This is a genomic window from Ralstonia sp. 25C (genome assembly GCF_051904805.1).
GTDB lineage: Bacteria > Pseudomonadota > Gammaproteobacteria > Burkholderiales > Burkholderiaceae > Ralstonia.
In genome coordinates this window covers 1,903,014-1,925,321 of sequence record NZ_CP196737.1, presented here as the reverse complement: position 1 = coordinate 1,925,321, position 22,308 = coordinate 1,903,014, and the positions used below count along the sequence as shown (strand labels likewise).

General features: G+C 64.3%; 22 protein-coding genes. 18 read left to right on the top strand and 4 right to left on the bottom strand.

Features of this window, described 5'->3' with window-relative positions; genetic code table 11:
- Positions 1-38: 38 nt before the first annotated feature.
- Complete coding sequence (locus tag ACS7SF_RS08925; RefSeq protein WP_439892598.1) at positions 39-1,052, bottom strand: aldo/keto reductase; 1,014 nt, start codon at positions 1,050-1,052, stop codon at positions 39-41.
- An 85-nt stretch (positions 1,053-1,137) separates the two neighbouring features.
- On the opposite strand from ACS7SF_RS08925, the gene ACS7SF_RS08920 reads away from it, so the two are divergent.
- The 14 genes from ACS7SF_RS08920 (at position 1,138) to ACS7SF_RS08855 (ending at position 14,578) form a co-directional block, all read left to right on the top strand.
- Positions 1,138-2,076 (top strand): LysR family transcriptional regulator, encoded by a 939-nt coding sequence (locus ACS7SF_RS08920; protein WP_439892597.1) that lies wholly within the window; start codon positions 1,138-1,140, stop codon positions 2,074-2,076.
- A gap of 172 nt (positions 2,077-2,248) precedes the next feature.
- Complete coding sequence (mnmG, locus tag ACS7SF_RS08915; RefSeq protein WP_439892596.1) at positions 2,249-4,198, top strand: tRNA uridine-5-carboxymethylaminomethyl(34) synthesis enzyme MnmG; 1,950 nt, start codon at positions 2,249-2,251, stop codon at positions 4,196-4,198.
- Positions 4,198-4,866: a 16S rRNA (guanine(527)-N(7))-methyltransferase RsmG gene (rsmG, locus tag ACS7SF_RS08910; protein WP_439892595.1), complete on the top strand. Its 669-nt coding sequence runs from the start codon at positions 4,198-4,200 to the stop codon at positions 4,864-4,866. The genes mnmG and rsmG overlap by 1 nt, the downstream gene beginning before the upstream one ends.
- Before the next feature lie 21 nt (positions 4,867-4,887).
- On the top strand, positions 4,888-5,673 hold the full coding sequence (locus ACS7SF_RS08905; RefSeq protein WP_439892594.1) for a ParA family protein: 786 nt from the start codon (positions 4,888-4,890) through the stop codon (positions 5,671-5,673).
- A 16-nt stretch (positions 5,674-5,689) separates the two neighbouring features.
- Positions 5,690-6,604, top strand: a complete 915-nt coding sequence (locus ACS7SF_RS08900) for a ParB/RepB/Spo0J family partition protein (RefSeq protein WP_439892593.1) — start codon at positions 5,690-5,692, stop codon at positions 6,602-6,604.
- Between the two features lie 480 nt (positions 6,605-7,084).
- Positions 7,085-7,513, top strand: a complete 429-nt coding sequence (locus tag ACS7SF_RS08895) for an ATP synthase subunit I (RefSeq protein ID WP_439892592.1) — start codon at positions 7,085-7,087, stop codon at positions 7,511-7,513.
- A gap of 225 nt (positions 7,514-7,738) precedes the next feature.
- Positions 7,739-8,620 (top strand): F0F1 ATP synthase subunit A, encoded by an 882-nt coding sequence (gene atpB / locus ACS7SF_RS08890; RefSeq protein ID WP_439892591.1) that lies wholly within the window; start codon positions 7,739-7,741, stop codon positions 8,618-8,620.
- Positions 8,621-8,700: 80 nt separating this feature from the next.
- A complete protein-coding gene (atpE, locus tag ACS7SF_RS08885; RefSeq protein WP_003262709.1) occupies positions 8,701-8,967 on the top strand; it encodes a F0F1 ATP synthase subunit C in 267 nt (88 codons plus the stop codon).
- A gap of 106 nt (positions 8,968-9,073) precedes the next feature.
- Positions 9,074-9,544 (top strand): F0F1 ATP synthase subunit B, encoded by a 471-nt coding sequence (locus ACS7SF_RS08880; RefSeq protein WP_048935665.1) that lies wholly within the window; start codon positions 9,074-9,076, stop codon positions 9,542-9,544.
- Positions 9,545-9,546: 2 nt separating this feature from the next.
- Complete coding sequence (locus ACS7SF_RS08875; RefSeq protein WP_252683590.1) at positions 9,547-10,083, top strand: F0F1 ATP synthase subunit delta; 537 nt, start codon at positions 9,547-9,549, stop codon at positions 10,081-10,083.
- Positions 10,084-10,144: 61 nt separating this feature from the next.
- The gene (gene atpA / locus ACS7SF_RS08870) at positions 10,145-11,686 is read left to right on the top strand and encodes a F0F1 ATP synthase subunit alpha (protein ID WP_439892590.1); all 1,542 of its coding nucleotides are present in this window, start codon (positions 10,145-10,147) and stop codon (positions 11,684-11,686) included.
- 64 nt (positions 11,687-11,750) lie between these two features.
- A complete protein-coding gene (gene atpG / locus ACS7SF_RS08865) occupies positions 11,751-12,626 on the top strand; it encodes a F0F1 ATP synthase subunit gamma (protein WP_439892589.1) in 876 nt (291 codons plus the stop codon).
- 42 nt (positions 12,627-12,668) lie between these two features.
- Complete coding sequence (gene atpD, locus ACS7SF_RS08860) at positions 12,669-14,072, top strand: F0F1 ATP synthase subunit beta (protein ID WP_439892730.1); 1,404 nt, start codon at positions 12,669-12,671, stop codon at positions 14,070-14,072.
- An 89-nt stretch (positions 14,073-14,161) separates the two neighbouring features.
- A complete protein-coding gene (locus ACS7SF_RS08855) occupies positions 14,162-14,578 on the top strand; it encodes a F0F1 ATP synthase subunit epsilon (protein ID WP_021197165.1) in 417 nt (138 codons plus the stop codon).
- Between the two features lie 99 nt (positions 14,579-14,677).
- Here ACS7SF_RS08855 and ACS7SF_RS08850 read toward each other — a convergent pair whose 3' ends face one another.
- Positions 14,678-17,125, bottom strand: coding sequence for a DUF6600 domain-containing protein (locus ACS7SF_RS08850; protein ID WP_439892588.1), 2,448 nt, complete (start codon positions 17,123-17,125; stop codon positions 14,678-14,680).
- Between the two features lie 560 nt (positions 17,126-17,685).
- Here ACS7SF_RS08850 and ACS7SF_RS08845 point away from each other — a divergent pair.
- The 4 genes from ACS7SF_RS08845 (at position 17,686) to ACS7SF_RS08830 (ending at position 20,783) form a co-directional block, all read left to right on the top strand.
- Positions 17,686-18,828: a DUF3298 domain-containing protein gene (locus ACS7SF_RS08845; RefSeq protein WP_439892587.1), complete on the top strand. Its 1,143-nt coding sequence runs from the start codon at positions 17,686-17,688 to the stop codon at positions 18,826-18,828.
- Between the two features lie 14 nt (positions 18,829-18,842).
- On the top strand, positions 18,843-19,304 hold the full coding sequence (locus ACS7SF_RS08840; protein ID WP_439892586.1) for a CoA-binding protein: 462 nt from the start codon (positions 18,843-18,845) through the stop codon (positions 19,302-19,304).
- Positions 19,305-19,383: 79 nt separating this feature from the next.
- Positions 19,384-19,788 (top strand): hydroxyisourate hydrolase, encoded by a 405-nt coding sequence (gene uraH / locus ACS7SF_RS08835; RefSeq protein WP_439892585.1) that lies wholly within the window; start codon positions 19,384-19,386, stop codon positions 19,786-19,788.
- Between the two features lie 47 nt (positions 19,789-19,835).
- Positions 19,836-20,783, top strand: a complete 948-nt coding sequence (locus ACS7SF_RS08830) for an alpha/beta hydrolase (RefSeq protein WP_439892584.1) — start codon at positions 19,836-19,838, stop codon at positions 20,781-20,783.
- Between the two features lie 28 nt (positions 20,784-20,811).
- On the opposite strand, the gene ACS7SF_RS08825 is transcribed toward ACS7SF_RS08830, so the two are convergent.
- The gene (locus ACS7SF_RS08825) at positions 20,812-21,015 is read right to left on the bottom strand and encodes a DUF3562 domain-containing protein (protein ID WP_439892583.1); all 204 of its coding nucleotides are present in this window, start codon (positions 21,013-21,015) and stop codon (positions 20,812-20,814) included.
- A gap of 172 nt (positions 21,016-21,187) precedes the next feature.
- Positions 21,188-22,249, bottom strand: a complete 1,062-nt coding sequence (gene pstS, locus ACS7SF_RS08820) for a phosphate ABC transporter substrate-binding protein PstS (RefSeq protein ID WP_439892582.1) — start codon at positions 22,247-22,249, stop codon at positions 21,188-21,190.
- Positions 22,250-22,308: the final 59 nt, after the last annotated feature.

Below are 22,308 nucleotides of genomic sequence, written 5' to 3'. Positions count from 1 at the left end.
AAACGCACGGTTCACGCCGTGCGTTTTGCTTTTGGGGCTCAGGCTTCGACCACGCTTTGCGGTACCGGCGCCGCGTTGCCTTCGGGCAGGGCGGCTTGAATCTCGGCGAGATCCGCGTCGCTCAGCTTCAGGTCTGCGGCCCCGAGCAGGCCATCGAGCTGATCCGGCCGCCGTACACCGACGATGGCGCCCGTGACCACCGGCTTGCGCAGCGTCCACGCGATGGCGACTTCCGCTGGCGTCTTGCCGTACCGTGCGCCCACGCTACGCAGCACTTCCACCAGCGCCAAATTGCGCGTCAGGTTGGGCTCCTGGAATTCGGGGCTGCGCTGCGCGCGCCAGTCGTTGGCGGGCAGCGCGGCGATGCGCTCGCGCGTCATGCGGCCCGACAGCAGCCCCGATTGCAGGGGTGAATAGACGATGTTGCCGATGCCATGGGCCGCCGTGTACGGCAGGATCGACGCTTCAATGCCGCGCATCAGCAGCGAGTAGGGCGGCTGCAGGGACGCAATCGGCGCCACCGAGCGCGCGCGTTCCAGCTGTGCCGCATCGAAGTTCGACACGCCGATGTGGCGAATCTTGCCCGCCTTGCGCACCGCATCCAGCGCCGCGATGGCAGCTTCGATCGATTGCTCCGGCGCGCCGGGCGGGAAGGCCGGCCAGTGGATCTGGTACAGGTCGATCGTGTCCACCTGCAGGCGGCGCAAGCTCTCGTCGATTTCACGTGAAAGCGATGCGGGGTCGAGCGAATGCGAAATCCGCCCCTGTGCATCCCACACCAGCGAACCCTTGGTGAACACGTACGGGCGCAGGTCTGCGGGCAGTTCGCGCAGCGCGCGTCCGACCACCGTTTCCGCGTGGCCCAGCCCATAGGCGGCAGCCGTGTCGATCCAGTTGATGCCGGCGTGCGCTGCGGCTGCGATGGCGCGGATGGTGTCGTTGTCATCCTGCGCGCCCCAGCCGTATTCCCAGTTGCTGCCGCCCGAGGCCCACGTGCCGAAACCCAAGGGGGAAATGTGCAGATCGGACTGACCGAGTTGTCGTGTTTGCATGGCGATGTCCTTGTGAGATGAGGAGAGGAGTCGCCAGTCTAGGCAGCGTCGCCGTGCGGATTAAGTGGATAGAATCGGATGCACTATGAAGAGCACATTCACAATCGATCCGGACCTGCTGCCAGCGCTGGATGCGCTGCGGCGCGTGGCCGAGGCCGGCAGCTTTACGCATGCCGCGGCAGCGTTGGACGTGTCGACATCGGCGTTGTCGCAGACGATCCGGCGGTTGGAATCGGCGCTGGGGGCGCAGCTACTTGCGCGCACCACGCGACAGGTGAGCGTGACAGAGGCGGGGGAGGCGTTGCTCGCGGTGGCGCGGCCAGGTCTCGATGCGCTGTACGGCGCCATGGCGGAAGTGAGCGAACGCGCCACCGAGCCGCGCGGCATCTTGCGCGTGACGGCGTCGCGGGTGGCGTACCAAGCCGTGCTGGAGCCGGCGCTGGCGGCGTTTCTGTCGCGTTATCCGCGTATCGAGCTCGAGGTGTCAGTCGACGACGGTCTGTCCGCCCTCGTTGCCGACCGATTCGATGTCGGCATCCGCTTTGGTGAGCGTGTGGAGCGCGACATGGTCAGCGTGCCGATCGGGCCGGCGCGGCGCATTGCGGTGGTCGGCAGCCCGGCGTATCTCCAGTCGCACGGCACACCAAAGACACCGGATGCGCTGCGTGAGCATCGCTGCATCCGCTACCGCTTTCCGAGCAGCGGCGCGTTATACGCGTGGGAGTTTGGCGAGCCCGGGCCAGGCGGGGCGATCCAGACCGTGGATGTGGCGGGCGGCCTCGTGACCAACGACGTGCTGGCGATGGTCGGGGCGGCGCGGCAGGGTATCGGCCTGGCGCACGTGCTGGAAGACCTCGTCGCCGAGGATCTGGCGGCGGGTCGGCTCGTCCGTGTGCTCGAAGCGTGGTGCCCGGCCATGTACCGTTTTCATCTCTATTTCCCGCGTACGCCGCAGATGCCGGGCAAGCTGCGCACCTTCATCGACTTCCTCCGCGCCCGCTCGGGCGATCCGCCATCGCTTTGATGTGTTTCACGTGAAACACAAACCGTGCGGAACAAGCGCCGCATGTTTCACGTGAAACACGAAATGCGGCTGAATTTCGCCTCGATTGCCGCATCGTCGAACTGCGGGGTAGCTGCGCGACTTATAATTCCGCTTCTCCAAATTTCCGATGCCTCCACGTGAGGAGGAAGCCATGCTGTATCCAATTGAATTCGATGTGATCGTGGTGGGCGGCGGACACGCCGGCACCGAGGCCGCCCTGGCGGCGGCACGCATGGGCTGCCAGACCCTGCTGCTGACGCACAACATCGAGACGCTGGGGCAGATGAGCTGCAACCCGTCCATCGGCGGCATTGGCAAGGGCCATCTGGTCAAGGAAGTGGATGCGCTGGGCGGGGCGATGGCCATTGCCACGGACGAGGGCGGGATCCAGTTCCGTATCCTCAATTCCAGCAAGGGACCGGCCGTGCGTGCCACCCGTGCTCAGGCGGACCGCGTGCTGTACAAAGCGGCCATCCGCCATCGCCTGGAGAATCAGCCGAACCTGATGCTGTTCCAGCAGGCGGTCGAAGACTTGCTCGTGGAAGGCGACCGTGTGGTTGGGGCGGTGACGCAGGTCGGCGTGCAGTTCCGGGCACGTGCGGTGGTGCTGACAGCGGGGACGTTCCTCGACGGCAAGATCCACGTGGGCCTGAACAACTACACCGGTGGCCGCGCGGGTGATCCGGCGGCGGTGTCGCTGTCGGCGCGCCTGAAGGAATTGAAGCTGCCGCAAGGGCGCTTGAAGACCGGTACGCCGCCCCGGATCGATGGCCGATCGATCAATTTTTCGGTGCTGGAAGAGCAGCCGGGCGATCTGGACCCGGTGCCGGTGTTCTCGTTCATGGGCCGTGCAGACATGCACCCGCGCCAAGTACCGTGCTGGGTCACGCACACGAATGAGCGCACGCACGACATCATCCGCGCCGGGCTGGACCGCTCGCCGATGTACACCGGTGTGATCGAAGGAGTAGGGCCGCGCTACTGCCCGAGCATCGAAGACAAGATTCACCGCTTCGCCAGCAAGGACAGCCACCAGATTTTCCTGGAGCCCGAAGGCCTGGCGACCAACGAGTTCTACCCGAATGGCGTGTCGACCAGCCTGCCGTTTGACGTGCAGCTCGACCTGATTCACTCGATGCGTGGCCTGGAAAACGCCCACATCCTGCGCCCCGGTTATGCCATTGAGTACGACTATTTCGACCCGCGCGGGCTGAAGGCCTCGCTGGAATCGAAGGCAATTTCCGGCCTGTTCTTCGCTGGCCAGATCAACGGGACGACCGGCTATGAAGAAGCTGCAGCGCAAGGTCTGCTCGCCGGCATCAATGCGGGTCTGCAAGTGCAGGGCAAGGACGCCTGGACGCCGCGCCGCGACCAAGCCTATCTGGGCGTGCTCGTGGACGACCTCATCACCCGAGGCGTGACCGAGCCGTACCGCATGTTCACCAGCCGCGCCGAATTCCGCCTGAGCCTGCGCGAAGACAACGCCGACATGCGCCTGACCGAAGCCGGCCGCCAGCTTGGTGTGGTCGACGATGCACGTTGGGATGCATTCAACCGCAAGCGCGACGCTGTTTCACGTGAAACAGAGCGGCTGAAGTCGACGTGGGTGAATCCGGCCACGCTGCCGTTGGCGGACGCCGAGCCGGTGCTGGGGAAGGGCATCGAGCGCGAATATGCGTTGGCCGACCTGCTGCGCCGCCCGAACGTGACGTACGGATCGCTGATGGGCATGCAGAGCGGCAAATACGCGCCCGAAGCGCCGTTAGCCGACGACCCGCTTGAAGTCGAGCTGATCCGCGAGCAAGTCGAGATCGGCATCAAGTACCACGGCTACATTGCTCGCCAGGCCGATGAGGTTGAGCGCCTGGGTGCGAATGAGAACACGCGTTTGCCGGCCGATTTTGACTACTCGCAGGTGCGTGGCTTGTCGATCGAAGTGCAGCAAAAACTGGCAAAGCACAAGCCCGAAACCATCGGACAGGCTTCGCGTATCTCCGGCATCACGCCGGCAGCGGTGTCGCTGCTGCTGGTGCATCTGAAGAAGGGTGTGCTGCGCGGCCAAGTCGGCCCGCGTGCTACGGAAGAGGGCGAGGCCGCTTGATGGCGAATGCACCCACCGACGCCCGATCGGAACTGGAAGCGGGCGCCCGAGCACTCGGCCTGTCGCTCGACGATGTGCAGCTGGACCGCCTGCTGGCGTACCAAGGGCTGCTCGCCAAATGGAACCGCGTCTATAACCTGACCGCCATCCGCGATGCGGGCGACATGCTCACGCATCACCTGCTGGATTCGCTGTCGGCCGTGTCACGCATTGCCGAGTTGGCGCGCCGTGCGCAGCCCGACGCACCGCGCGTGCTGGACGTCGGCTCGGGCGGCGGCCTGCCCGGTATCCCGCTCGCCATCGCCTTCCCGGATGTGAGCGTCACGATGGTCGACATCGTGCAGAAGAAAACCGCCTTCCTGACGCAATGCCGGGCCGAACTCGGTCTGACGAATGCCCAATCGCATTGGGGCCACGTGGAAAAGCTGGCCGATGCGACTGGCTACGGCGTGATCACGTCGCGCGCGTTTGCTGAGCTGGTCGATTTCGTGAATCTGGCTGGCCACCTGTTGGCGCCGGGCGGCCGCATGGTCGCCATGAAGGGGGTGCGCCCGGATGCCGAAATCGAGCGCTTGCCCGCCGGCTGGACCGTCGAAGCCATTGAACGCCTGACCGTGCCGGGGCTGCCGGCCGAGCGTCATCTGGTCATCCTTGCGCCGTCGGCGTGAGTCATTCACCGCAGAGGAGTCATGTCGAATATTTTCGTGATCGCCAACCAGAAGGGTGGGGTCGGCAAGACCACCACCACGGTGAACCTCGCCGCAGGCCTGGCTGCGCAAGGGCAGCGCGTACTGCTGGTCGACCTGGACCCGCAGGGCAACGCCTCGATGGGTTCCGGCATCGATAAGCACACGCTGGAATTCAGCGTGTATCAGGTGCTGGTCGGCCTGGCGACGATCCCGCAGGCGCGCCAACGCTCCGAAGCTGGCCGCTATGACGTACTGCCCGCCAACCGCGACCTGGCCGGTGCCGAGGTTGAGCTGGTCGACCTGGAGCATCGCGAAAACCGCCTCAAGCTTGCGTTGGCCGAGGTGGATGCCGAATACGACTTTGTCCTCATCGATTGCCCGCCGTCGCTGTCGCTGCTGACGTTGAATGGCCTATGCGCGGCGCACGGCGTGGTCGTGCCGATGCAGTGCGAGTACTTCGCGCTCGAAGGGCTGTCCGATCTCGTCAATACGATCAAGCAGGTACACGCCAACCTGAACCGCGATCTCAAGGTGATCGGTCTGCTGCGCGTGATGTTCGACCCGCGCGTGACGCTGCAGCAGCAGGTGTCTGCGCAGTTGGAGTCGCACTTTGGTGACAAGGTCTTCAAGACGATGATCCCGCGCAACGTGCGCCTGGCCGAGGCGCCGTCGTATGGCATGCCGGGCGTGGCGTTCGACCCTGCGTCGAAGGGCGCCAAGGCCTACCTGGATTTCGGCGCGGAGATGATCGCGCGCGTGCGGCACATGGCCGAGCTGCCAGCCTGAGCGCAAGAGGAACAACATGAGCACGATGAAAAAAAAGGGATTGGGCCGCGGCCTCGAAGCGCTGCTGGGCAGTCCCGCTGAGATTGTTGAAACCGTCAAGCAAGAGGGCACGCCGACCGTGCTGAAGCTTGAGCAGATGCAGCCGGGCAAGTACCAGCCGCGCACCCGCATGGATGAGGGCGCGTTGCAGGAGCTGGCCGCGAGCATTCGCGCGCAAGGTCTGATGCAGCCGATCTTGGTGCGCAAGGTCGAGTCCGACGGCCCGAAGCCCAAGTATGAAATCATCGCCGGTGAGCGTCGCTTCCGCGCTTCGCGCCTGGCCGGCCTGACCGAAGTGCCGGTGCTGGTGAAGGACGTGCCGGACGAGTCGGCTGCCGCCATGGCGCTGATCGAAAACATTCAGCGCGAAGACCTCAATCCGCTGGAAGAAGCGCAGGGCATTGCGCGCCTGGTGCGTGAATTCCAGTTCACGCATGAGCAGGCCGCGGAATCGGTGGGACGTTCGCGCAGTGCCGTGTCGAATCTGCTGCGCTTGCTCAACCTCGCCCAGCCCGTGCAGACCATGCTGATGGCCGGCGACATCGACATGGGTCACGCCCGTGCGCTGCTTGCCGTGGATAGCGCAACGCAAATCCTGTTGGCCAACCAGATCGTCAACAAGCGCCTGTCGGTGCGTGAAACGGAGAAGCTCGTCGCCTTGACGCTCAAGCCGTTCGAGCTGAAATCGCTCAAGCAGAAGGGCGGCCACCAGGCTGGCCGAGATGTCGCCCGCTTGGAAGAAGAGTTGGCAGACACGCTGGGCTTGGGCGTGCAGATCAAGCTGGCGGCCAAAGGGCGCGGCCAATTGACTGTGCAGTTCGCCAGCCTCGATGAGTTCGACGGCCTGCTCGCGCGTTTGCGCCCGGACGGCGACGACGAAGCTGTAGCTTGAGGCGATGCGCAGCCTGCGACAGTTTGTCGCAGGCCGGGTAATCCGCGTGGCTGCGCCATCTCCAAGCACTGATCTGCACCGGCATGGTGCGATTACCTTCCACGTCATCGACGCTGTGAGCGGTCAACGCCATCATGGAATCGACGGGGTACCGCCGTAATCAGGCGGATTCGGTGCCCCGCCAACAGCACGTCATTGCAGTCCGAGCGAGGAACGCAACCACTGAAAGTGCTGTCGAAGGCGCCCGCACGACCGTTCGCTTGCGCGTTGACTGGCGAACACCATGTCCCGTAAAATCGTGCGGTTTTAAATCCGCCTGACCCAAAGCGGTGCGGCATGATGAAAGACCATTCTTCCATGCAGCCAGCCAACCGTCGACGGTCCGATTCTTACGCTTCGTTAGAAGCCGCCCGACCTCAGTCGGCGCAGGCTCCGAAGCCTGCTGATTGGGACGACGACGCAGAGAAGGCGGAACCGCCGGTGCATGTGCTTTCGCATGACGAAGCGGTCGCCATGTTCGGCGAACAGGCGCTGCGGGCTTCGCGTATCACGCCGCTTTCCATCGTGCTCGGCCAACTGGCTATCACACTGCTGTGTGCGCTCGGGTGGTATGTCGGCAGTTGGTTCGCAGGCACGGGCGCTGCGTCAGCCGGCGAGGCTGCGCTCTCGGCCCTGTTGGGCGGTGGCGTGTGTGTGGTGCCTTCGGCATGGTTCGCGATGCGACTGTCGACGGCCAAGGGATTCGAGTCCATCGCCCGCCTAGTGGTGGGCGAAGCGATCAAGGTGCTCGGCACGGTCGCCCTGCTGGTGGTCGTGGTGGTGGTGTTCAAGGGGCTGCATTGGCCGCCCTTGCTGATCACCCTGATCCTGGCGCTCAAGATGTACTGGGTTGGTCTCGCATTGCGATGACAGAGCCCAAAGCCTGCCGCCATGCAGCAGGCGCAAGGGAGGTGTCGGAAGATGGCAAAGCCGTGCGGCAGGAGAGGCCCCGGTTCATTGCGCTGACACTCCGCAAGAATAAGGTGGCATGTTCAGGCCGCGTGCAGTCCGCGATCTCCGGGGCAACCTGTGGAGCATCGGGCGCGAGTCGGAACAGGGCACGAAGAATGTTTCGCAATATTGGACTGAATCATCATGGCAACTGAAGTCGCAGAAGCCGCCGGCCACGCCGCCGAGCACGCTCTCACGCCTTCCGCGTATATCGCGGAGCATTTGCAGAATTTCAATAGCGTCGGCGGCAAGCAGATGTCGGTCGTCGACTTCTCCGTCATCAACTGGGACACGATGTTCTGGTCCGTGTTGATGGGCGCCATCGGCATCATCTTCCTCGGCATGGCTGCGCGCCGTGTCACCTCCGGCGTTCCGGGCCGTTTCCAAGCGTTTGTTGAACTGGTTGTCGAGATGGTCGACGACCAAGCCAAGGGCATCATCCACGGCGATCGCTCCTGGATCGCTCCGCTGGCCCTGATGGTCTTCGTGTGGGTCACGCTGATGAACGCGGTCAACTTGATCCCGGTGGACTGGGTCACGGGCGTCAACCACCTTCTCGGCACCTTCGGCGTGCACGTGCCGCACCATCGCGCAGTGGCCACGGCTGACCTGAACGGCACCTTCGGCATGTCGTTCGCTGTGTTGATCCTGATGATCTACTACAGCCTCAAGATCAAGGGCGCGGGCGGCTTCGCGCACGAACTGCTGTCCGCCCCGTTCGGCGCCAAGTGGTATCTCGCGCCGTTCAACCTGATCCTCAACATCATCGAATTCCTCGCCAAGGCTGTGTCGCTGGGCATGCGGTTGTTCGGCAACATGTACGCGGGCGAACTGGTGTTCCTGTTGATCGCGCTGCTTGGCTCGATCTGGACGTTCGGTGCCGACACCTCGGCGCTGGGTTTCGTGGGTCACGTGGTGGCCGGTGCAGTCTGGGCGATCTTCCACATCCTGATCGTTCTGCTGCAAGCGTTCATTTTCATGATGCTGACGCTGGTGTATATCGGCCAGGCACATGATCACCACTAAGTAGCGGTTCAGGTTCTCCGGTTCCGTTTGGTTTTTTCAAGTTCTCAAGTTCTTAGTCTTTCACGTAAAAGGGAGTCATCATGCAAGCATTTCTCGCCAACATCCAAGGTCTGACCGCCATCGGTATCGGCATCATCATCGGCCTGGGTGCCATCGGCGCCTGCCTCGGCATCGCACTGATGGGCGGCAAGTACATCGAAGCCTGCGCACGTCAGCCTGAGCTGATGAACCCGCTGCAAACCAAGATGTTCCTGCTGGCTGGCCTGATCGACGCGGCATTCCTGATCGGCGTTGGTGTGGCCATGCTGTTCGCGTTCGCCAACCCGCTGCTGTCGGTCATCAAGTAATTCTTTTCGGTCTGCATGATGCCGGAGGCGGCCAGGGTGAGCGCAACGCGTGACCCTCGCCGCTTCGTGCATTGATCCGTAGTCTCAATACCGAAAGGAACACACCATGAACCTGAACGCCACACTCGTCGCGCAGATGGTCGTGTTCTTCATCCTGTGGTGGGTTGTTGCCAAGTTCATTTGGCCGCCCCTGGTGAAGGCGCTCGACGAACGCGCGAAGAAAATTGCCGATGGCTTGGCCGCTGCCGATAAGGGCAAGGCTGAGCTGGAGCTGGCCAACAAGCGGGTCGAGCAGGCACTGACCGAAGCGCGCAATGAAGGCGCGCAGCGCATCGCGGACGCCGAAAAGCGTGCCCAGATGAGCGCCGACGAGATCAAGCAAAACGCCCAAGCTGAAGCCGCGCGCATCATCGCGCAAGCCAAGGCTGAAGCCGAGCAGCAAACCGTGCGCGCGCGTGAATCGCTGCGTGACCAGGTTGCCACGCTGGCTGTGAAGGGTGCCGAGCAGATCCTCAAGCGTGAAGTCAATGCGCAGGTCCACGCTGATCTGCTCAATCAACTCAAGGCTGAGCTGTAATCATGGCAGAACTCGCAACCGTTGCCCGTCCGTACGCAGAGGCGCTGTTTCGCGTAGCGAAGGCCGGCAATCTGGGTGCATGGTCTGAGCTCGTGTCGGAAATGGGGCAAATCGCCGCCGTGCCCGACATGAAGGCAGTCGCCGATGATCCGAAGCTCTCCAAAGCCGATGTGGCGGGGATCTTCCTGTCGGCGTTGAAATCTCCGGCATCGCACGAAGCGAAGGAACTGGTTGGCCTGCTGGTGGCCAACAAGCGCCTGTCGCTGCTGCCGGAAATTGCCGCGCAATTCCATGTGCTGCGGAATGCCAGCGAAGGCGCCGCCGACGTCGAGATCACCAGTGCGTTCCCGCTTGAGGGCGCGCCCCTGACCGAACTGGTCGCCACGCTCGAACGCAAGTTCGGCAAGAAGCTGCAGGCTCACGTGAGCGTCGATCCTTCGTTGATCGGCGGCGTGCGCGTGCAGATTGGCGACGAAGTGCTCGACACCTCGGTGCGCGCGCGCCTGACGCAGATGCAGTCTGCGCTGACCGCCGCGTAATGCTGTTCGTCGCGGCTCGGATAAGCAGCCCGCGAACAGATTGAAGAATTAGGAGCATTCGATGCAACTGAACCCCTCCGAGATCAGCGACCTGATCAAGACCCGTATCGAGGGCTTGAAGGCTGGCGCTGACGCAAAGAACACCGGCACGGTTATCTCCGTGACGGACGGTATCTGCCGCATTCATGGCCTGTCGGGCGTGATGCAAGGCGAAATGCTGGAATTCCCGGGCAACACGTTCGGCCTCGCGCTGAACCTCGAGCGCGACTCCGTCGGCGCCGTGATCCTGGGTGACTACGAGCACATTTCCGAAGGCCAGGAAGTCAAGTGCACGGGCCGTATTCTGGAAGTGCCGGTTGGTCCGGAACTGCTGGGCCGCGTGGTCAACGCACTGGGCCAGCCGATCGACGGCAAGGGCCCGATCAACGCCAAAAAGACGGACGTGATCGAGAAGGTCGCTCCGGGCGTGATCGCACGTCAGTCGGTGAGCCAGCCGGTGCAGACCGGCCTGAAGTCGATCGACGCGATGGTGCCGATCGGCCGTGGCCAGCGTGAGCTGATCATTGGCGACCGCCAGACCGGCAAGACCGCCGTCGCCGTCAACGCCATCATCAACCAGAAGGGCAAGGGTATCTTCTGCGTGTACGTGGCAATCGGCCAGAAGGCTTCGACGATCGCCAACGTGGTGCGCAAGCTGGAAGAGCACGGCGCGCTGGAATACACGATCGTGGTGGCTGCTGCCGCTTCGGACTCGGCCGCTATGCAGTACCTGTCGGCCTACGCCGGCTGCACGATGGGCGAATACTTCCGCGACCGCGGCGAAGACGCCCTGATCGTGTACGACGATCTGACCAAGCAAGCTTGGGCGTACCGTCAGGTTTCGCTGCTGCTGCGCCGTCCGCCGGGCCGTGAAGCTTACCCGGGCGACGTGTTCTACCTGCACTCGCGTCTGCTGGAGCGTGCTGCCCGTGTGAACGCCGACCACATCGAGAAGATCACCAACGGTGAAGTCAAGGGCAAGACCGGTTCGCTGACCGCACTGCCCGTGATCGAAACGCAGGCCGGCGACGTGTCCGCGTTCGTTCCGACCAACGTGATCTCGATTACCGACGGCCAGATCTTCCTGGAAACCGACCTGTTCAACGCAGGCGTGCGCCCCGCTATCAACGCCGGTATTTCGGTGTCGCGTGTGGGTGGTGCCGCTCAGACGAAGGTCGTGAAGAAGCTGTCCGGTGGTATCCGTACCGACTTGGCCCAGTACCGTGAACTGGCTGCGTTCGCGCAGTTTGCTTCCGACCTGGACGAAGCGACCCGCAAGCAGCTCGAGCGCGGCCGCCGCGTGACCGAACTGCTCAAGCAGCCGCAATACCAGCCGCTGCAAGTGTGGCAGCTGGCCGCGTCGCTGTACGCAGCCAACAACGGCTTCCTCGACAACGTGGACGTGAAGGACATCCTGGCTTTCGAAAAGGGTCTGCACGACACGCTGAAGACGAAGTACGCCGATCTCATCAACCGCATCGAAGATACGAAGGATCTGTCGAAGGACGATGAGGCCGCTCTGCGTGCCGCGATCGAGGATTTCAAGAAGTCCGCCGCGTTCTAACCGCGTCATTCCTGGAGCTGACCACGCTTAGCCTGCGTGGTCAGGTCTGAACGGAGAGAGTGAAATGGCCGGAACAAAAGAAATCCGCACCAAGATCAAGAGCGTGCAAAACACGCGCAAGATCACCAAGGCGATGGAAATGGTCGCCGCATCCAAGATGCGCAAGGCGCAGGAGCGGATGCGTGCTGCCCGCCCGTACGCCGAGAAGATCCGCAACGTGGCTGCGCACATGGCGCTGGCCAATCCGGAGTACAAGCACCCGTTCATGGTGGAGCGCGAAGTCAAGCGTGCCGGCCTGATCGTGGTGACGACGGACAAGGGCCTGTGCGGTGGCTTGAACACCAACGTGCTGCGTGCCGTGACCAACCAGTTGCGCGACCTGCAGAACAAGGGCGTTGAGACGCAAGCGACCGCCATCGGTACCAAGGGTACGCAGTTCCTGGGCCGCATCGGTGCAAAGGTTGTGTCCAACGTCATGCATCTGGGCGATACGCCGCATCTGGAAAAGCTGATCGGCGCGATCAAGGTCCAGCTCGACGCGTTCAACGCTGGCGAGATCGACGCTGTGTATCTCGCATACACCCGCTTCATCAACACGATGAAGCAGGAGCCGGTGGTCGAACAGCTGTTGCCGTTGACTGCTGACAAGCTGACGCAGAGCGACGCCGAAAAGCAAGCCTACTCGTGGGACTACATCTACGAGCCGGACGCGCAGACGGTGGTTGACGAGCTGCTGATCCGCTACGTCGAGGCGCTGGTGTACCAGGCGGTGGCCGAGAACATGGCCTCCGAGCAATCGGCCCGGATGGTGGCGATGAAGGCGGCTTCGGACAACGCGAAGAACGTGATCGGCGAACTGCAACTGGTCTACAACAAGACCCGTCAGGCAGCGATCACGAAGGAACTGTCCGAAATCGTCAGCGGCGCAGCGGCAGTCTGATAGCCACGGCAAAGAATCAAGTTATTGGAGATACAAATGAGTATCGCAAACGGAAATATCGTGCAGTGCATCGGCGCCGTGGTGGACATTCAGTTCCCGCGCGACGCGATGCCGAAGGTCTACGACGCGCTGGTGCTGGATGACAGCAACGACGCCTCGTTCGCCGAGAAGGGCCTGACCTTCGAAGTGCAACAACAACTGGGCGACGGCGTGGTGCGTACCATTGCGCTGGGTTCGTCCGACGGTCTGCGTCGCGGCATGCGCGTGAGCAACTCCGGTGCACCGATCTCGGTGCCGGTGGGCCACGGCACGCTGGGCCGCATCATGGACGTGCTGGGTCGTCCGATTGACGAAGCCGGCCCGATCGCCTGCGACGAAAAGCGCGCGATTCACCAGAAGGCCCCGAAGTTCGACGAACTGTCGCCGTCGGTTGACCTGCTGGAAACCGGCATCAAGGTGATCGACTTGGTCTGCCCGTTCGCCAAGGGCGGTAAGGTGGGTCTGTTCGGTGGCGCCGGCGTCGGCAAGACCGTGAACATGATGGAGCTGATCAACAACATCGCCAAGCAGCACTCGGGCTTGTCGGTGTTTGCTGGCGTGGGCGAGCGTACCCGTGAGGGCAACGACTTCTACCACGAAATGAAGGACTCCAACGTGCTCGACAAGGTGGCCATGGTGTTCGGCCAGATGAACGAGCCGCCGGGCAACCGTCTGCGCGTGGCGCTGACCGGCCTGACGATGGCCGAGCGCTTCCGTGACGAAGGCCGTGACATCCTGTTCTTCGTCGACAACATCTACCGCTACACGCTGGCCGGTACCGAAGTGTCGGCACTGCTGGGCCGTATGCCTTCCGCCGTGGGCTATCAGCCGACGCTGGCTGAAGAAATGGGCAAGCTGCAGGAGCGTATTACGTCGACCAAGACCGGCTCGATCACGTCGATCCAGGCCGTGTACGTGCCTGCCGATGACTTGACCGACCCGTCGCCGGCAACGACCTTCCTGCACCTGGACTCGACCGTCGTGCTGTCGCGTGACATCGCTGCACTGGGTATCTACCCCGCAGTGGATCCGCTCGACTCGACCTCGCGCCAGCTCGACCCGCAAGTCGTGGGCCAGGAGCACTACGAAGTCGCCGACCGCGTGAAGAAGACGCTGCAGCGCTACAAGGAACTGCGCGACATCATCGCGATTCTGGGCATGGACGAACTGTCGCCGGAAGACAAGCTGGCTGTGGGCCGCGCCCGTAAGATCCAGCGTTTCCTGTCGCAGCCGTTCCACGTTGCAGAAGTGTTCACGGGTTCGCCGGGCAAGTACGTGCCGCTGAAGGAAACCATCCGCGGCTTCAAGATGCTGGTGGACGGCGAGTGCGATCACCTGCCGGAACAAGCGTTCTACATGGTCGGCTCGATCGACGAAGCCTTCGAAAAGGCCAAGAAGCTCCAGTAAGAGCAACGTCTGGCCCTGTGCGCAAGCCGGGGCCAGTACTGGCTTTCTGACATTCTCGGAGAGCCGCTTTTCTGAGCAAAGGAATCGAGATGGCAACCATTCATGTAGACGTCGTCAGCGCTGAGCACGAGATCTTCTCCGGCAATGCCAAGTTCGTGGCACTGCCGGGCGAGGCTGGTGAGCTGGGCATTCTGCCCGGTCACACGCCGCTGATCACGCGCATCAAGCCGGGCGCCGTGCGCATCGAGAAGGAAGATGGCGGCGAAGAGTTCGTGTTCGTTGCCGGTGGCATTCTCGAAGTGCAGCCGAAGAAGGTGACCGTGCTGGCCGATACCGCAATCCGCGGTCACGACCTGGACGAAGCCAAGGCGAACGAAGCCAAGCGTGCGGCCGAAGAGGCGCTGCAGAATCAAAGCAGCGACATCGATCTGGCCCGTGCACAAGGCGAACTGGCGGTCGCGGCTGCGCAGTTGGCAGCAATCGCCCGCCTGCGTCGCAAGCGCTAAGGCAGTGTGTACCGGTTGGTGTCATCGACCGGTCCAGACGAAAAAGCAGCCCCGAAGGGCTGCTTTTTTTCGCCCGCCCGCGGGTGACGGGCGGGTGTGTCAACGGTGCTCGCCTTCGCGTTTCTCTTCACCGCGATTGCCGCCTGGTGGATGCGGTTGGCCCTCGTGATGCTCCTGCCGAGGCGGTTGCGCCTGGGGTTGCTGCGGTTGGGGCGGCCGGGCTTCTGGCGGACGCTGTTGAGGCTGCGGTTGCGGCGGGTGGAATTCCGGCGCGCGCGGCTGGGGTTGCGGTGGGCGCATCTCCACAACGTGTGGCTGCGGCGCCGGACGCGGGGCTTCCATGCGTGGCTCAGGCGGACGCTGCTGAGGCTCGGGGCGTGCGCGCATCTGCGGCGGCTCGTTGTGCGGGCGTTCTTGCATCGTCGGGGCCGGATTGCCGGTAAAACGATTCGGTTCCTGGCCTCCGCGCTGCGATTGCGGTTGAGTTTGGGGTGCCGGCGTGGTGGCCTGCGGCAGTTGCGGGCGCGGCTCGAAGGCGCGGCGTTCGTCACGCGGTGTACCCGGTGCGCCTTCGTGTTGCGGTGGGCGCGTCGTCATCCCGGCCGGGCCTTGCGGTGCCTGTCCGCCTTGCGGTTGCCCGGGGCGCTCCTGCGATGCGGCTGCGCCGGGCAGCGGGCGTGGGCGATTGATCTCGCCGGGCGCCATCAGCGCCTGCGGAGCGGTGCCCGGCTGAGCGCCGTGCGGTGCCTGTGCACCTTGCGGGTTCGGCGAACCCATCAGCCCCTGCGGACCATTCGGGCTATTCATACCGCTCGGACCGTGCTGCTCCGCTGGACGACCCGGTTCGTTGCCGGCGCGTGCCGGCCCATTGGACACGGCACGCGTCAAGCGTAGGCCCGCTGCCTGCGCAGCTGCTGGCGCGGGCAGTGTTGCTTCGTTGGGCTGGCCACGCACCGGTGCAACGCGCGCGCCTGCGTTGCCGCCGGTCCATGCTGGGCCCGCGCCCGGCAGCGCTCCGCCTTGCGAGTGGAAACGCTCGGCCAAGGCGTCATGCCCACCCGCGGGTGCCTGCGGTGCGCGCACGGCAATGGCTTGACGCGAGAACACCTGCGCTGGCGGCAACGGATGCGCCCCGTTGGCTGCGGCCGCGCCCACCAGGCTTGCCTTCACCGGTGCCAGCGCAGGCGTTGACACAATCTGCGCGTGCGCGAGTTGCGCGCGCATCTGCTCGGGGCGCAGCGTCGTCATCGCGGGGCCGACCGGCTGACCGCTCACGAAGGTCTTGGCGGGCACGGCCGTCAGCGCGGCGGGGTTGTTGGCGTTGACGTACGTCACCCGATTCACGTTGGTGACGTTGGTCACGTTGTTGTTGATGATGGTCTTGTTGACCGTGACGTTGTTCACCACCACCGTCTTGTTGATGTTGGTGACATAGGTGGGGCTGGCGGCATACACGGGGCGATACGCCTCGCCCGGCGCCAGCGGGAACCACGCGACGCCCGGAGAGCCGATCGAGATGTGGATCCCCCAGCTGACTCCGCCGCCACCGCCTCCGCCCACAAAACCGACCAGCGCCGGCGCATACACCGGGCGCGGTACCACCGGCCCCGGCACCCAGCACCACGTCGCGCCGACATAGGCCCAGCGGCCGTAGTGGAACGGCGCGAAGCCCCACGGTTGATCGTCAACCCAGGTCCAGCCCCACGGTGCAACCCACGCCCAATGGCCCGTGCGATAGGGCGCCCAGCCGGCTGGTATCGCGCTCGGCACCCATACGGCGCCGTAGCCGTCTTCTTCACGCCATGAGCCGTAGCCGTCCAGGGCTTCGTAGCCGGTCATTTCGCGGCCGACGTAGCGGGCCGAGATGGAGGCATCTTCGCGCGCGTCGCGCGATTCGGCCCAGCGATCGAAGCCGTCGCGGCCGGGGTTGTCCATGCCGCCGGCCTCGGCCAAGTCGGTGCCGCCAAAGCGGATCTGCTGGCCAGCGCCCAGCGGGGTCGAACGGTCATCGCCGTAGGCCGTGCCCTGACCGTGCCAGACGGTCACGGTGGTGCTGGAACCATCGGGTGCCACGTCGAGGCGGTACTCGCCCGGCGCTTGCGGTCTGAACGCGAGGTTAGGCGTGTCGATCTCGATGGTCTGGTCGGGCGGCAGTGCCCGCACACGCACCGACAACGCGCCTTGCGTCAGCTTGACCTGCGTGTTGCGGTCATCCAGGTCGACCAGCGTGGCGCCGGTGTTTTGCCCCAGGCGCAGCGCGGTGGAGCCAACGTGCAACTCGCTGCGGCTGCCCTGATCGGACCACAGGCGGTCGCCGGTCGTGAACGGGCGGTTGAGCGTGGCGCCGGCCCAGTCGTCGGAGCCGGCAGGCGCGAAGCTGACCGCGCCAGAGAAATCGGACAGCCGCGCCACACGCGAGGCAGGATCGGCGGCCAGCGCGGCTTGCGAGCCGCATACCAGCAACACCGCAGCAACACCAACGGCACGCAGGACATGCGGCAATCGCAGGCCAGCCAGACGCACAGCACGACGGGAAGGAGCGGACATGATGAGCCCTCGTTTTTATGGCGGCGTGTGCCGCGTGGATGTCTCCATTAAACGCAGCAGCGGGCGTCATGCCGACTTGGCTTTGTAAGAGCGTGTTTCGCGGGAGGTCGTCAGGTAAGCGCCGCAGACGGAACGTCGGGCGCGCAAATTGCGCAGGCAAAAAAAAGCGCGCGGGCCGGGGAGCGCCGCGCGGACGGGAAATCCCTTCGAGGGGTCAATTCGAAAGGAGGGGTAACTTGGCATTGCCGTGGTGCCCGCGCGCGAATGTCGGGTGGGGTGCCCGTCTGGCGCACAACAATTGGACACAACTGCAAGGTGCGAAGGCATTGTGGGCGACGAGGTAAGCCGTGGACGTAACAAAGTGTGTCGGATTGCAATCGAATGCAAGTGTTGCAAACGGCCTGTTGGCGTGACGCAAAAGGCGCTTAGCGAGGCATCTGCGGGAACGTCTGCTGCACCTGCTCAGTCCCACCACTTTGTCTCGAAGGCCGGCAAACCGCATGGAGAGTGGGGCTCGGGGGCACGACATAGGCTAGGGTGTTGGTTTCTAGGAGGGAGGCATGCAGCAGCACGCGGCGGGTCAGGCCGGGCTGGCGTCGGTGGGCGCTGGCGTTTTTGTTACCTTGATGGCGACACTTGGCGGGGTGGGCGCTGCACATGCGGGCACGGAAGCGCCTTCGGCAGCGCCTCAGGCGCCCACAAGTGCGCCTGCCGCCTCCACACCTGTTGCGTCTGCGCCAACGGCGGCGCTTGCCAAATCCAAGATGCCGCGCGAACGCCACGCTGGCACGTTTTGGCAGGGTGCGATCGGCAATGGCGCCGAAAGCCCGGGGTGGACCGTCTGGCTGAGCGTGTACGACCCGCCGCCAGCCGATCAAGACAAGGATAAGGACCCCATCGCCGACACGCTCACCGGCGAGGCCTACGACGACCGCCCCCAAGGTCGCACCCTCTGGACCATCGAAGGCCGCAATGCGCCGGAGCGCCGCTTCATCTGGCGCGAACGCGCGGACGCCATGGATGGCAGCGGCCGGCCCGTCGCACGTGAGGGCGGCACGCTCTCCGGTGCCTTCTCGGCGGACGGCAGCAGCGCCACCGGCACGTGGAGCGACGGCGGCCGCAGCCAGCCCTTCACGCTCAAGCGCATGGCGCGCTATCGCGAAGTCACCGGCACGGCAGGGCAGGCGACGCTCACCGAGCGCTATCCGGTGACGGGCGATGCGGCCATCGACGCGTTGGTGCAATCGTTACGCGTCAACCGCTGCGATCAATACGACACCGAATGCGTTGTCCGCATCAGCGCTGTCGGCGTGGGCGACACCGTTAGCCTGTTGCGCATGGTGTGGGCCTATAGCGGGGGCGCACACGGCAACTACAGCTTCACCGCCGGCAACTGGCGACGCGCTGCGCAGGGCTTCCAGCCCATCACCCTGGCTGACGTGCTGAACCCGACGCCAACGTGCCTGCAAAGCTTCAACGCGCAGATCGTCGATGCGCTCAAGCGCGAAGGCGCACCCGATGCCGCCCGCGGCGCCCTCAAGGAGAAGGACCTGCGTAACGCCACGTTTCCGTTTACGCTGCAAGGCAACCGCATCGTCGTGCACTACGGGCCGTATGAGGTGGGCCCGTATGCATCGGGCGCATTTCGTGCGGCGGTGCGTCTGGATGATCTCGGCGCCGTGTGTAAGCGGCCCACTACCTGAATCGACTGCTCACCATGTCTGCCAATCCTTCCTACGTCGACGAACAAGCCACCATGCGCCGGCTGCTGTCGGGCAAGACCATCGCCGTGGTTGGGCTATCGCCACGCCCCACGCGGCCGAGCTATGACGTGGCGCGCTATCTGCAACAGGCCGGCTATCGCATCGTGCCCGTCAACCCGCAACACGCCGGCGAAGACGTACTCGGCGAGCCCTGCTATGCCACGCTTGCCGAGGCGGCGACCACACTGGCAGCCGCAGGCCAGCGCATCGACCTGGTCGATATCTTTCGCCGTGCCGAACACGTGCTGCCCGTCGTGCAGGAAGCGATTGCCGTGGGGGCGGGTGGCATCTGGGTGCAGCTTGGCATCGTCAACGATGAAGCGATGGCGTTGGCATGTGCCGCGGGCATTCCAGCCGTGCAGGACCGCTGTACCAAGATCGAGCACTGGCGGCTCGGCATCGGGCAGCACAACTAACGTCGCACATCACCACTTTTGACGGTCGGCAGCAGGCGTTGCTCCTAGGCTTTGTGCTCCCCACTTTTGAGGAGCACTCATGTCTTTCCGACACTGCATCTTGGCGGCAGCACTGACCGCCTCATCATCGTTAGCCATGGCGCAAGGCCGCCTGAGCGTGCACGTGCTGGATCAGCAGACAGGCACGCCCGCCGCAGCAGTGCGTGTCACGCTGGAAGCGCGCACGGACGGCGCCTGGCGCACCATCGGCAGCGGCACGACGGATACCGATGGCCGCATCAAGGCGCTGGAGACCGGCGCACAGCCCTTCACTACCGGCGACTACCGCGTGACTTTCCACACCGGCGATTACTACAGCGCACGCCATACGCCCACGTTCTTCCCCGAAGTGCCGGTGGTTTTTCACGTGCAGGACGCCGGGCAGCACTATCACATTCCACTGCTGCTCAGCCCGTTCGGTTTCTCGACGTATCGCGGTAGCTGACGCGCTACACTTCGGCGGTCATTGAACCTTGCTCGTACCTCCGCACCATGGCCGTCGATCCGCAGATCCTGCAGTTCTATCAACGTATTGCCGAGCGCTTTGGCGCCTTGCCACCACCGGAAGATCCGCCGGCGCAGCGTGCGCGTTTCGAGGCGATTGCCGCGCTATCGAACCATCCTGATCCCGAGGGCGTGGAAGCCTCCGACCTGAGCTTGCCGCTGCCCGGCCGCACGCTCGATGCGATCGTCTTCCGGCCCAAGCATGTAGTGAAGCCGCGCCTGCTGGTGTGGTTTCACGGGGGAGGGTGGGTGGTCGGCGCGCCGCGTACCACGCACCGCCTGCTGGCCGCATTGCTTGCTCAAGACACGGGTTGTGCCGTCGTGAGCGTGGATTACCGCCTCGCGCCGGAGCACTCGTTTCCGATTCCGGCCGACGATGCACGCGATGCGTTGGCCTATCTCGCAGAACAGCGCGAGCAGCTTGGCTTCGATCCGGCGTTCCTCGCCGTGGGTGGCGATAGCGCGGGTGGGCACCTTGCTGCACAGGCTACGCAGGTGGTGCGGCCAGGGCTCGTCAGCGCGCAGTTGCTCGTCTATCCCGTCACCACGCCGGCATTCGGCAGCGAAAGCTATAACGCCTTCGCGCAGGGTCCTGGCCTCACGCGTGACGAGATGCGCTGGTATTGGACGCAGTTCATCGGCGCCGAAGCGCTGGACCGGCTGTCGTCCGAGCACGATCCGCGCATCGACCTGATGGCGCAGCCGCCGGCGCACACGCCGCCCGATACGGTCGTCATCGTGGCGGCGCACGACGTGCTGCGCGATGACGGTCTGCGCTACGCCGACTACCTCGTCGAGCATGGCGCCCAGGTCGTCACCATCGAGGCCTCTGGCATGACGCACGGCTTTGCGCGCATGCAGTTCGAGGCCGAGCGCGCACGCGAATGGATGCGCCGCGCGGCACACGCCTTCGTGGGGATGATCAGCGAGGAATAAGCGGGCGAAGCGAGAAGTCCGCCGAGGCTCAGCGCGGCGGTGTGCGGCGCGGGCGGAGCGCTGCCATCACGCGCCGCGTGACGAACAGCGAGAGGTAGTCCTGCACGCGGGCATCGGCAGCCAGCATGCGTAGCGTTTCCTGATATTGAGCACGAACGAGATCGGCAGGTGCGCCGGTGTCGTGTGCGATTTTGTCGATCTGCTCGTCCTGGTCTGCGATGGCGGTGGCCATGATTGCTTCCCGTTGTTGCGTTGCCAGTGACACGCAAGGCTGGCTTGCGCGGCGCGTGACCACTATAGGTAACGCGCAGGAACAATCCAGCCTTGTTGCAAAGCTTTCAGCAGACCACTTGCCTCGCATCAAAACGGTGCGACTGCCTGTGCAGAGACTGCACCGGCAACCATCATTTGCCCCAATTTGCGGGCATGCTCTGCAGGCCGATGGCGGCACCGGATGTATCCGTCACGCGCGCCAGTTCACGATATGCAATGGCCTGCACGCGCTCGGGCAGCGGCACAAACTTTGCGCGCGCGGCGAGTTCATCACCGTGGAAATAGCCCCACGTCAAAAACTTCAATGCGGCCAAGGTGCGCGGGCCGGAAGGACTCACGGCCGGCACCACGATGAAGGTGCCCATCGTGATCGGCCACGTATCCGCGCCGGGCAGGTTGACGAGCGGTGCGGTGAAGTCGCCTTTGCGGTTCCATGCGCTTTGCACCACGGCTTCGCGGAAGCCACTCACCTGCGCGCTGACGAAGCGGCCTGCCGCGTTGCGCAACTGCACGGCGTTGAGGTCGTTGTCGAGCACGTAGTTGTAGTCGACATAGCCGATCGCGCCGGGCGTGGCCTGCACGGTCTTGACGACGTCGCCGCTGCCCTTGGCGGCAAGCGTATCCGCCGGCCACGCGATGGAGGATTTGGTGCCGTAGGCGGTCTTCCACTCAGGGCTGACGGCGCTCAGATAGTCGGAGAAGTGGTACGTGGTGCCCGAACCGTCCGCGCGCACTACCGGGCGGATCTTCAGCTTGGGCAGCGTCACGCCGGGGTTGAGCGCGCGCAGTTCGGGGGCGTCCCAGCTTTCCACCTTGCCGAGGAAGATGTGCGCGAGCACTTCACCCGTCAGCTTGAGCTGCCCGCGCGCCACGCCCGGCACGTTGATGAACGGCACCGCGCCTGTCACTACAGACGGTACGCACACCAGGCCCGCCTTGGCGGCATCGGCGCTCGACAGCGGCACGTCAGACGCACCGAAATCCACCGACCCCGCGCGGATACGCTTGAGCCCCTCGCCCGAACCCACCGCGTCATAGTTAAGCGTGACACCCGACGATGCGGCATACCCCGCTGACCAGACGCGATACACCGGCGCAGCGGCGGTCGACCCTGCGCCGCGCACTTGCGCGTGGGCGAGAACGGGCAGGCCCGCAACGGTAACCGCCAGGGCAAAAACAACGTGCTTGAACATGGAAAGACCAGCGAACAGCGGTGGGAGCGAAGCCGGCGATTGTAGCGATGCATGCGTGA